Below are 10,911 nucleotides of genomic sequence, written 5' to 3'. Positions count from 1 at the left end.
GGCGGGGGCCGACCCGCTCCCAGTGGGGGGCGGCCTGCTCCCAGCGGGGGGCGCCTACCCCGGCCGGTGGCACCGCCGGCTCCTCCTCCCAGGCGACCGGGAACACGCCGGCGGGGGCCGYCCCGCTCCCAGTGGGGGGCGGCCTGCTCCCAGCGGGGGGCGCCTACCCCGGCCGGTGGCACCGCCGGCTCCTCCTCCCAGGCGACCGGGAACACGCCCGCCTGGTCGCTCTCCGGGCAGAGCACGTCGCCGAGCGCGGCCAGCCGGATGAGCCGGAGGATCCGGGGCTGGTCGCAGAGGAGCCGCCAGCGCGCTCCGCGCCGGCGGGCGCTCCCGGCGCACTGGGCGAGCAGGCCGAGCCCGGTGGCGTCGCAGAAGTCGAGGCGCCGGATGTCGACGGTCAGGGCGTCGGACTCGCGAACGAGTGCGTCGAGCTCGGGCCGCAGGTGGCGGACGAGCACGAGGTCGAGTTCGCCCCGGAGGGCGGCGACGGTGACGCCGCCGGTGGAACGGACGGCCAGATAGGGGTCATGACGGGGGATCAGCTGCATCGGGTGCTCCACAGGGTGGCTCCGTGTGTCGCTTCGAGCGTGGCCGTCCCTCTTCCGGAAGGGACGTTTCGCCTCGGCCGCTATCACCTGAATCGGTGAATGTCGGCGGCACTTCCCCTCGTACGGGCGACCGGTGTGCGTACGTCTGCGCGCCCCCGGGCACGGACACGGCCCCCGGCGCGAGTACAGCGCCCGCGCCGACGACGGCCGCCGCCGGCCCGGACCGCGCCGCTCAGCTCCCGCCCTCGGCGGCGCCCGCCTCGGCGAGCGCCTCCTCCTTGATGCGGTCGAACTGGGCGCCCATGGCGGCCGAGAGCGCCTGCGCCGCGGAGAGCGGGCGGACCATGACCATGAAGTCGTCGATCCGCCCCTCCGCGTCGAAGTGGAGGAAGTCGCAGCCGTTGACCTCCATGTCGCCGACCTTCGCGGTGAAGACGAGGGCGTGGTCGCGGCCGTCCTCGCCGGCGATCTCGCGCACGTAGGTGAAGTCGGTGAAGACGCGCATCACCCCGCGCAGGATCGCCGCGGTGATGGCCTTGCCGGGGTACGGGCGGAAGGCCACCGGGCTGGTGAAGACGACGTCCTCGGCGAGCAGGGCCTCGATGGCGGCGTGGTCCCGGTTCTCGACGGCGGCGCGGAACGGATGCATGGTGCGACTCCCTATGCAACTTGTTGACTAGGTGCGTACGCAGCTAACCGCATCGGCGGGGCGGAGTCCAGGGGCAGCCGGCCGCGGGACTCGCGCTCACGCCGCGGCCGGCCCCCGGCCGTCAGCCCGCGAAGCGCGCCATCCAGGACTCGACCTCGGCCGAGGAGCGCGGAAGGCCCGCCGACAGGTTCTCGTGGCCCTCCTCCGTGACGAGCAGGTCGTCCTCGATCCGCACGCCGATGCCCCGCCACTCCTCCGGCACGGTCAGGTCGTCGGGCTGGAAGTAGAGCCCCGGCTCCACGGTCAGCACCATCCCCGGTACGAGGACGGCGTCGACGTACTCCCCCGTGCGGGCCTGCGCGCAGTCGTGGACGTCAAGCCCGAGCATGTGCCCGGTACCGGCCATGGTGAAGCGGCGCTGGAGGCCCAGGGCGTACGCACGGTCGACGGGGCCCTCGATGAAGCCCCACTCCACGAGCCGCGCCGCCAGACTGCGCTGGGCGGCCTCGTGGAAGGCGCGGTACGGCGCACCCGGCTCGACGGCGGCCATCCCGGCCTCCTGCGCCTCGTACACGGCGTCGTACACCCGGCGCTGGACCGGGGTGAACGTGCCGCTGATCGGCAGGGTGCGGGTGACGTCGGCGGTGTAGAGGGAGCGGGTCTCCACGCCCGCGTCGAGCAGCAGCAGCTCGCCGGGCCGGACCGGGCCGTCGTTCTCCGTCCAGTGCATGATCGTGGCGTGCTCGCCGGCGGCGCAGATGGAGCCGTAGCCGACGGCGTTGCCCTCCAGCCGCGCCCGGCGGAAGAAGGTGCCCTCGATCCACCGCTCGGAGGAGGCGACGGCCCGGGACAGCTCGCCGACGCAGTCGGTGAACCCGCGGACGGTGGAGTCGACCGCCTTGCGCATCTCGCCGATCTCCCAGGCGTCCTTGACGAGCCGGAGTTCGGACAGCGCCGCCTCCAGCTCGTCGTCCCGGTCCTCGTCGGTGGTGACCGCGGCCTCCAGCGCCGGGTCGACGCCGCGGACGATCCGGGTGGGGACGCCCGTGGCGGCGGCCAGGTCCTCGGCGGCCGTGCGGACGTCGCGGCAGGGCAGCCCGAGGACGGTGCCGGACTCCACGAGCGAGCGGCGCCGGCCCATCCAGAGTTCGGCCGTGTAGCCGATCCAGAACTCGTCGTCGTCGCGGCTGTCGCGCGGCAGCTGGTAGCAGTAGGCGTCGTGGCCGCCGTCCGCCCGCGGTTCGAGCACGAGGGCGCCGTCGCGCGCCTGGTCCCCGGTCAGGTGCACGTACCCGGTGTACGGGCGGAAGGGGTACGTGTCGTCGTTGGAGCGGGTCTTGAGGTTGCCGGAGGGGATCACGAGGCGCTCGCCGGGGAAGCGCGCGGAGAGCGCGGCGCGGCGGCGGGCCGCGTACGGCGCCTGCTCGTCGGGCCGGAGCCCGTGCCGCTCGGTGTCCGCCCACCCCGACCTCATCAGGGTGGAGAGCTCCTCGGACACGCCTTCGTAGAGGCCGTTCTTGCGACCCTTCGCCACGTCCTGCACCTTCTTCCGGATGGGTTCCTCGACCGCCGCGGGCCGGCGACCCCCGGAAGGTACTCCCCGCCGGGGGCCCCGGTTGCCGAAGACCGCCACTGGCACGAATCGGCCAGACGGAGGCGAGGTCACGCACCCCGCCGGCGGGGCGGCGGGCACCGACGGGCCCGAATCCAAGACGTCGATAATCGGGGCATGGCGAACGAGAGACTCGGCGAGGCGCTGCGGCTTCTGGGGATCGGGGAGGAGGCCGCCCTGGTGTACCGGGTGCTCCTGGAGAGCGGTCCCGCGCCGTTGCGTGTGGTCGGGGACGCGGCCGGGCTCGGGGAGTCGGCGGTGGCGGAGGCGTACCGCGAGCTGGTCGACTGCGGTCTGGCGAGCGCGGCCGAGGAGGGCTCCGACGTGGTGGCCCCGGTGCCGCCGGCCGCGGGGCTCGAGATCCTCGGGCGGCGGCGGGCGGCCGAGCTCGACGCGTCCCGGATCACCGTCGGGGGCGCGTTCGACGCGTTCCGGCGGCAGCGGCTCGCCGGGRACCACGACCCCCTCGTGGAGGTCGTGACCGGGGACGCCATCGGGCTCCGGATGCGCCAGGCGTGGGCGAGCGCCCGGGAGCAGATCCGGCAGTTCGACTCGCCGCCGTACTTCCCCCTCGTCGGCGCCACGGAGGACGCGCTGGCCACCCTGGCGCGGGGGGTGACCCAGCGGGTCGTGTACTCGCGGGAGTCCCTGGAGCACCCCGGGCAGCTGGAGCACTCGATCGAGCCGTGCGTGGAGGCCGGCGAGCAGGCCCGGGTCCTGCCCTCGGTGCCGGTCAAGCTCGTGATCATCGATGACGCCTACGCCCTGGTCGCCCTGTCGATCAGGGAGACGGACGTGTACAACACGATGCTGGTGGTCCAGCCCTGCGGGCTGCTGTCCGCGCTCGTCGCGCTGTTCGAGCAGGCGTGGCAGAACGCGCTGCCGTTCCACGGGCGTTCGGCCCGGCCGGCGGGGCTGCTGCCCGCCGACCGGCGACTGCTCCGGCTGCTCGCGGCGGGCGCGGCCGACGAGGTGATCGCCCGGGAGATCGGGGTCAGCCGCCGTACGCTCTTCCGCCGCGTGCAGGTCCTGATGGCGAGGCTCGGGGCTACGAGCCGGTTCCAGATGGCGCTGCAGGCGCAGCGGTCGGGGTGGCTGTGAGCGGCCCGGGGATGGCCGGGGGGCCGGTCCGGGTGAGCTGCTGCCACAGGTAGGTGTACACCAGGGCGCTGTTGTGGGCGGCCTGTTCGTTGTCGCCCGCGCCCGCGTGGCCGCCGCCGGTGTTCTCGTGGAAGAGGACCGGATGGCCGAGCTCCCGCAGCCGGGCCGCCGTCTTGCGGGCGTGGCCGGGGTGGACGCGGTCGTCGCGGGTCGAGGTCATGAGGAGGACCGGCGGGTAGTCCCGGTCCGCCTCGATCCGGTGGTACGGGGAGAGCGCCCGCAGGTGGGGAAGGTCCGCCTCGTCGTCCGGGTCGCCGTACTCGGCGATCCAGGAGGCGCCCGCGAGCAGCTTGTGGAAGCGGGTCATGTCGAGGAGCGGCACCTCGGCGACGATCGCGCCGAAGAGTTCGGGACGGCGGGTGAGCATCGCGCCCATGAGCAGCCCGCCGTTGCTGCCTCCCTGGGCGCCCAGCATGGCGGGGGTGGTGACGCCGCGTGCGACGAGGTCCTCGGCGACGGCCTCGAAGTCCTCGAAGGCCCGGGGGCGTTCCGCGCCCAGCGCGGCCTGGTGCCAGTCGGGGCCGTACTCGCCGCCGCCCCGGATGTTGGCGATGACGTAGGTGCCGCCGCGCTCCAGCCAGCCGCGGCCGGTCACCGAGCCGTAGTACGGGGTGAGGGAGACCTCGAAGCCGCCGTAGCCGTAGAGCAGGGTGGGGCCGGGGCCGGTGGTGGCGCGGTCGGGGCCGATGACGAAGTACGGGACGCGGGTGCCGTCGCGGGAGGTCGCGAAGTGCTGGTCGACGGTGAGCCCGGTGGGGTCGAAGCGGTGCGGGGCCTGCTTGAGCACCTCCGAGGCCGCGCCGATGTGGCCGAGGCGGAGGGTGGAGGGCTGGAGGAAGCCGGACACGTCGAGGAAGTACTCGTCGGAGACGTCCGGGTCGGTGTCGACGACGCTGACGGCGGACAACGCGGGTACGCCGACGAGCGGTTCGCGCGTCCAGCCGCCGTCGGCGGGGGTGAGGACCTCGATGTGGGCGCTGACGTCCCGCATCGTCTCCAGGATGAGGTGGTCGCGGGTCCAGGCGTGGTCGGCTAGGGCGGTGCGCCGGTCGGGGGTGAACAGCACCTCGGGGGTGCGGTCGCCGGACAGGAAGGCGTCGAGGTCGAAGGCCAGGAGGGAGCCCGTGGGCTGCCCGAGCCACTCGGACTTCGGGGTGACGATCAGGTACTGGCGGTGGGCGTAGGCGACGGCGTCCTCGGGGACGTCGATCCGCACGCGGGTGCCGTCGGGCCGCAGGAGGTGGGACTCGCTGCGGTAGAAGTCCAGCGAGCGGCCGACGAACTCGCGCTCGAACCCGGGGGTGGTGTCCCGGTACCCCCAGGCGGACACGTCGCCGGGCTCGGCCTCGAAGACGAGCTCGGAGTCCGCCACGGGCGTGCCGCGCCGCCATCTGCGGACGGTGCGGGGATAGCCGGAGTCGGTGAGCGAGCCGGGGCCGAGGTCGGTGCCGACGAGGACGGCGTCGGGGCCGGCCCAGCCGATCCGCGTCTTCGCCTCGGGCAGCCGGAACCCGTCGTCGACGAACTCCCCGCTGCCGAGGTCGAACTCCCGCACGACGACGGCGTCGCCGCCGTCCCGGGAGAGCCGTACGAGCGCCCGGTCGTACGCGGGGTGCCGGACGTTCGCGCCGTCCCACACCCACTTCTCGTCCTCGGCGGCGGCCAGCGCGTCGACGTCGAGCAGGACCTCCCAGTCGGGTGCGTCCTGCCGGTACCGCTCCAGGGTGGTCCGCCGCCACACTCCGCGGACGTGCTCGGCGTCCTGCCAGAAGTTGTAGAGGTACTCGCCGCGCCGCACGGTGTAGGGGATCCGGTCGGAGGCGTCGAGCACCTCCCGCAGCCGGGCCTTCAGCAGGTCGAACCCGGCGTCCCCGGCCACCGCCCCGGCCGTCTCGGCGTTCCGCTCGGCGACCCAGGCCAGCGCGTCCTCGCCCGAGACGTCCTCCAGCCACAGGTAGGGGTCGTCGTCGCTCACGTTCCGCATGGGGCTACTTCCCGTCCTGGCGCCGCAGTCGAGCCGAGAGGTGGTGCTGGAGGCGGTGGCCGACCGCCGCCAGGTCGTGGACGAAGTCGAGCGTGTCGTCGTCCGTGAGGGTGTAGCGGCGGCGGGTCGCCTCGACGTGCTTGGCGGTCGGGGCGAGCGCGACGGCGTGGGTGCCGAGGTCGATCGCGCCGTCCTCCCACTGCCCGATCAGGATCTCGGTGATACCGGTGGGCTGGGTGATGAGCGTCTCGACGTGCCCTTCGGGCTTCAGCCGCCACCAGCCGCTCTCCCGGGCCGCGGGGCGCAGCGGGGTGCCGTCCGCGTCGATCAGCCAGGCGCGCGCCTCGTAGTGGAGGAACGGGCGGCCGTCGTGGCTGAAGGTGACCTCCTGCGCGTACGCGAAGTCCTCGTCGAGCGTCGGGTAGCCGCCCTCGCCGGTGCCGGTCCAGGTGCCGAGGAGCCCGGCCACCGGGGCGAGGAGTTCGTGCGGGGCCGGCGCCGTGTCCGGCCGGAGGGCGTCGGGGTACGGGTGCTGCCGGTCGCGGTCGGTCATGGTGCGTACTCTCCTGGTTCGGGGCCTGTGCCGCAGGGCAGCTTAGGTCGTCCGCCCTCCGCCCCGGCCCCGTGGCGCTCCCGGCCGGCCTCGGCCTGTCGTCGGGCTCCCGTCGCCGCGAAGGCGGGCGGGAGTCCGGCGGCAGGTCTGGGCCGCCTCTTCCGGATCCTGCCTGACCCGCGCCGCCCGGCAAGATCCGGAAGAGACGGCCTAGCCGCGCCGGCTGCGTACCAGCAGGTAGAGGAAGTACGGCGTGCCGATGACCGCCGTCATCAGGCCCGCGCCCAGCTGCGCGGGGGCGATCACCGTACGGCCCACCAGGTCGGCGGCGCAGACCAGGACCGCGCCGAGGAGGACGGAGACCGGCATCACGCGCGCGTGCGGGCGGCCGACCAGGGCGCGGGCCGCGTGGGGTGCGACGAGGCCGACGAAGCCGATCGTGCCGGCGGCGGCGACGGCGGTGGCGGTGAGCAGGACGGCGAGGACCAGGAACCCGAGGCGGCCGCGGCCCAGGTTCAGGCCGAGGAGCCGCGGCGTGTCGTCGTCGAGGGAGACCAGGTCGAGCTCGGTGCGGCGGACGGCCGCGACGACGACGCCCACGGCCAGGACGGCGGCGAGGGGGACGATGTCGGGCGTGGTCCGCCCGTACGTGGAGCCCGAGAGCCAGGTCAGCGCCTTGATCGCGTTGAACGGGTCGGTGAGGATGATCAGGAGGCTGATCAGGGCCGCGGCGCCGGTCGCGACGCCGAAGCCGACGAGGACGAGCCGGTTCTGCCGGAAGCCGTCCTTCGCGGCCAGCCCGAAGACCAGGACGGAGCTGGCGGCGGCCCCGGCGAAGGCGGCGCCCGCCACGCCCCAGGAGCCGACCATGGGCACGCTGGTGACCAGCAGGACCGCGCCGAGCGCGGCTCCGCCGGAGACGCCCAGGATGCTGGGCTCGGCGAGCGGGTTGCGGGTGACGGCCTGGACGAGGGTGCCCGCCAGGGCGAGCGCGGCGCCGGCCAGGAGGGCGGCGAGGACGCGGGGGACCCGGGTCTCCAGGACGAAGGCGGTGGTCCGGCCGGCCTGTCCCTGCACCCAGTTGAGGAGGTCGCCGAAGAGCAGCTTGGCGTCGCCGAGGAGCAGGGCCGCGACGGTGATGCCGACGAGGACGACGACCAGCACGGCGGTGGTGGTGAGGAAGGCGGTGCGGCTGCGGAGGCGCAGCCGGTCGGGCTCGGCGGCCGCGGCCGTGTCCCGGGTGCGGGTCGCCATCACGATGAGGAAGACCGCGCCGACGAGGCTGGTGACGACGCCGGTGGGGACGGCGACGGCGACGTCCGCGGGCACGAGGACCCGTAGGAGGACGTCGGAGCCCAGGACCAGGGCGGCGCCGGTGAGTGCGGCGACCGGCAGCCCGCCGCGGGTCCGCGCGAAGGCGCGGAAGCGCCGGGCGAGCGGCCGGACGAGCGCGGGCGCGCAGAGTCCGACGAAGCCGATGGGTCCGGCGAGGGTGACCGCGGTCGTGGAGAGCAGGGCGGCGAGCACCACGGCGGTGAGCCGGGTGGCGCGGACGGGCACGCCGAGGCCGCGGGCGGCGTCGTCGCCGAGGGCGAGGGCGTCGATCCGGCGGCCGAGGAGCAGGAGTCCGAGGACGCCGACGACGGCGATCGGCAGCATCTGGAGGACGCCGTCGAAGCCGTTCTGGGCGATGCTGCCCTGGTTCCAGTGGTAGATGCCCTCGGTCTGCTGGGGGAACAGCAGGAGGAGGCCCTCGGTGACGGCGGTCAGGCCGAGCGTGAGGGCGCTGCCGGCGAGGACGAGCCGGACGGTGCCGGTGCCGAGGCCGGACAGGCCGAGGACGACGGCGGCCGCGGCGAGGCCGCCGACGAACGCGAGGCCGGAGGAGGCGAGCAGCGGCAGCGTGACGCCGGTGGCCGAGGCCAGTCCGAGGACGAAGTACGAGCCGGCGTTGACCGCGAGGGTGTCCGGTGAGGCGAGGACGTTGCGGCTGACGGCCTGGAGGGCGGCACCGGCCATGCCGAGGACGGCGCCGACGAGCAGGCCCGCGGCCATCCGGGGCAGCCGGGAGGCGACGACGACGGACGCGTCCGTCGCGTCGGCCTGCCCGGTGAGAGCCTTCCAGACCTCGGCGGCGCCGACCGCGGCCGTGCCCTGGGTGAGGTCCACGACCGCGAGGACGGCGACGAGGAGAACGAGAGCGGCCGCCACCGGGGCCGCGCCCGCCCGGGACGTGGCCGTCGGCGGACGGGTGGCGGGGGTGGTTGCGGTGACGGCCATGGTGCTACTTCGTCAGGGCGGCGACGACGGAGTCGACGTACTTGGTCATCGAGCCGGGACCGCCGAACATCCAGACGCCGTCGGGCAGACGGTGGACGTTGCCCTTCTTGACGAACGGCAGCGAGGTCCACACCTTGTCCTTGGCGAGGACGCCGGCGAACGGGTTGCTGGAGGCGTCGCCGTCGTTGCCGATGTAGGCGAACTGCACGTCGCCGATCTTGGTGAGGCCCTCGACGTCGGTGGCGCCGAGACCGTAGGCCGGGTCGCCCTTGACCGTCCAGGCGTTCTTCAGGCCGAGCTTCTCGTTGACGGCGCCGATGAGCGAACCGCTGGTGTACGGGCGGATGGAGACCTGGTTGGAGACGACGTAGCCGTCGGCGAAGGCGTACTTCGCACCGGCGAGCTTGGCGTCGGCGAGAGCCTTGCGGCCCTCCTCCAGCTTCGCCTCGAACTGCTTCTTGAGCTCGGTGGCCTTGTCCGTGGTGCCGGTGGCCTTGGCGATCAGGTCGAGGTTCGTGGTCATCGAACCGATCGGGTCGGCGGCGTCGGCGGCCTTGACCTCGAGGACCGGGGCGATCTTGCGCAGCTGCTTGACGGCGGCCGGCGGCAGGTCGGAGGTGGCGAGGATGAGGTCGGGCTTGAGGGCCGCGACGGTCTCCATGCTCGGCTCACCGCGGGTGCCGATGTCCTTGGGCTCGTTCTTCAGCGGGACGGCGGTGTCCCAGGTCTTGTAGCCCTTGACGTCGGAGACGCCCACCGGGTCGACGCCGAGCTCGATGAGGTGCTCGACGACGTTCCACTCGGTGCCGATGACCTTCTCGGCGGGACCGTCGAGCTCCACCTTGGTGCCCGTGGCATCGGTGAGGGTGATGCGCTCGGTGGTCTTCTTCGCGTCGTCGGCGGCCGGCTCGGTGGTGCCGCAGGCGGTGAGGGCGAGGGCCGCGGTCGTGGCGACCGCCGTGGTGAGGAGGAGGCGTCTCATGAGGTGCTGCTGAGCCTTTCGCTTCGCGAGTGGTGCCGGCCCATCGCACGGGTGCGGAGCCGGCCGGTGAGGGGATCGGTGTCGACCTCGATGCGGATGCCGTACGTGTCGGTCAGCCGCTCGGGCGTGAGGACGTCCGAGGGGCTGCCGTCGGCGACGACGCGTCCCGTGTCGAGCAGGACGATCCGGTCGGCGACGGCCGCCGCCTGGTCGAGGTCGTGGAGGACGGCGCCCACGGCGATGCCGTGGTCGTCCGCCAGGTCGCGCATGAGGTCGAGGAGTTCGACCTGGTAGCGCAGGTCGAGGTAGGTGGTGGGCTCGTCGAGGAGCAGCACGCCCGTCTGCTGGGCGAGGCAGCCGGCGAGCCAGACGCGCTGGAGCTGGCCGCCGGAGAGGTGCTCGGCGCCGCGCTCGGCGAGTTCGGTGACGCCCGTCATGGCGAGCGCCCGGTCCACGGCGGCCGTGCCGCCCGGGTCGGCCCGGCCCCAGCGCCCCCGGTAGGGGTAGCGGCCGAACTCGACCAGGTCGCGGACGGTCAGCCCGCTGGGCGTGGGGCGCCCCTGGGTGAGCAGGGCGACGTGGCGCGAGAAGTCACGGGGGCTCAGCGCGAGGGCGTCCAGGGCCCCGTCGAGCAGGAGCGTGGCGGCGCGCGCCGGCTGGAGCCGCGCGAGGGTGCGGAGCAGCGTCGACTTGCCGCTGCCGTTGGGCCCCACGAGGACCGTCACCTCGCCGGGGCGCAGCGTCATGGCGGCGGCGTGGACGACGTCGACGCCTTCGTACGCCACGGTGACACCCGTGGCCGAGAGTTCATGACCGGGGGGACGGGGAGTCGCGTCGGTCTCTTCACCTGCTTGCACGTCCAGGAGGTTAGCCTAACCTTACCGATCGGCAAAAGGAGGCCTCCGGTCTCGGGCGCAAGGCGCATTCCGGCCAAGCTGCCATCGCTGCCCTGTTCTCCTTCCCGTCCCTTCCTTCCGTCACCTCCCGCCGCTGCCTTCCGACGTCGCCTCCCGCCGCCTTCCGCGGCCCTCCCGCACCCCCGACGCTCCGTCATCTCCCTGACGCCGCGCGCCCGCACGCACGGGCGCCGGGCCGCTCGGGCGTGCCCGCCACACCCGTACCCCCGCTGACCTCCTGAC

General features: G+C 74.0%; 9 protein-coding genes. 1 reads left to right on the top strand and 8 read right to left on the bottom strand.

The annotated features are described in order from the left end of the window. The 3 genes from EAO70_RS39785 to EAO70_RS34070 all read right to left on the bottom strand — a co-directional run. A partial coding sequence (locus EAO70_RS39785) for an STAS domain-containing protein (protein WP_261993179.1) occupies positions 1-551 on the bottom strand: 551 nt, incomplete at its 3' end. Between the two features lie 232 nt (positions 552-783). Beyond that, positions 784-1,200 carry a nuclear transport factor 2 family protein gene (locus EAO70_RS34075; protein ID WP_148006688.1) on the bottom strand — a complete coding sequence of 139 codons (417 nt, stop codon included), beginning with the start codon at positions 1,198-1,200 and terminating at the stop codon, positions 784-786. A gap of 121 nt (positions 1,201-1,321) precedes the next feature. Further along, positions 1,322-2,734 carry an aminopeptidase P family protein gene (locus tag EAO70_RS34070; protein WP_148006687.1) on the bottom strand — a complete coding sequence of 471 codons (1,413 nt, stop codon included), beginning with the start codon at positions 2,732-2,734 and terminating at the stop codon, positions 1,322-1,324. A 195-nt stretch (positions 2,735-2,929) separates the two neighbouring features. On the opposite strand from EAO70_RS34070, the gene EAO70_RS34065 reads away from it, so the two are divergent. After that, the gene (locus EAO70_RS34065; protein WP_148006686.1) at positions 2,930-3,913 is read left to right on the top strand and encodes a helix-turn-helix domain-containing protein; all 984 of its coding nucleotides are present in this window, start codon (positions 2,930-2,932) and stop codon (positions 3,911-3,913) included. On the opposite strand, the gene EAO70_RS34060 is transcribed toward EAO70_RS34065, so the two are convergent. The 5 genes from EAO70_RS34060 to EAO70_RS34040 form a co-directional block, all read right to left on the bottom strand. Continuing rightward, positions 3,861-5,957, bottom strand: coding sequence for a prolyl oligopeptidase family serine peptidase (locus tag EAO70_RS34060; RefSeq protein WP_148006685.1), 2,097 nt, complete (start codon positions 5,955-5,957; stop codon positions 3,861-3,863). The genes EAO70_RS34065 and EAO70_RS34060 overlap by 53 nt on opposite strands. Before the next feature lie 4 nt (positions 5,958-5,961). Beyond that, positions 5,962-6,510, bottom strand: coding sequence for an FABP family protein (locus EAO70_RS34055; RefSeq protein ID WP_148006684.1), 549 nt, complete (start codon positions 6,508-6,510; stop codon positions 5,962-5,964). Between the two features lie 210 nt (positions 6,511-6,720). Further along, positions 6,721-8,790 (bottom strand): iron ABC transporter permease, encoded by a 2,070-nt coding sequence (locus tag EAO70_RS34050; RefSeq protein ID WP_148006683.1) that lies wholly within the window; start codon positions 8,788-8,790, stop codon positions 6,721-6,723. 4 nt (positions 8,791-8,794) lie between these two features. Further along, on the bottom strand, positions 8,795-9,772 hold the full coding sequence (locus tag EAO70_RS34045) for an iron-siderophore ABC transporter substrate-binding protein (protein WP_148006682.1): 978 nt from the start codon (positions 9,770-9,772) through the stop codon (positions 8,795-8,797). Then, positions 9,769-10,629, bottom strand: coding sequence for an ABC transporter ATP-binding protein (locus tag EAO70_RS34040; RefSeq protein ID WP_148006681.1), 861 nt, complete (start codon positions 10,627-10,629; stop codon positions 9,769-9,771). Before EAO70_RS34040 ends, EAO70_RS34045 begins: the two co-directional genes overlap by 4 nt. Positions 10,630-10,911 lie beyond the last annotated feature (282 nt).

The organism is Streptomyces sp. adm13(2018) (assembly GCF_008042145.1).
Taxonomy (GTDB): domain Bacteria; phylum Actinomycetota; class Actinomycetes; order Streptomycetales; family Streptomycetaceae; genus Streptomyces.
This window is presented reverse-complemented; position numbering and strand designations above follow the sequence as displayed.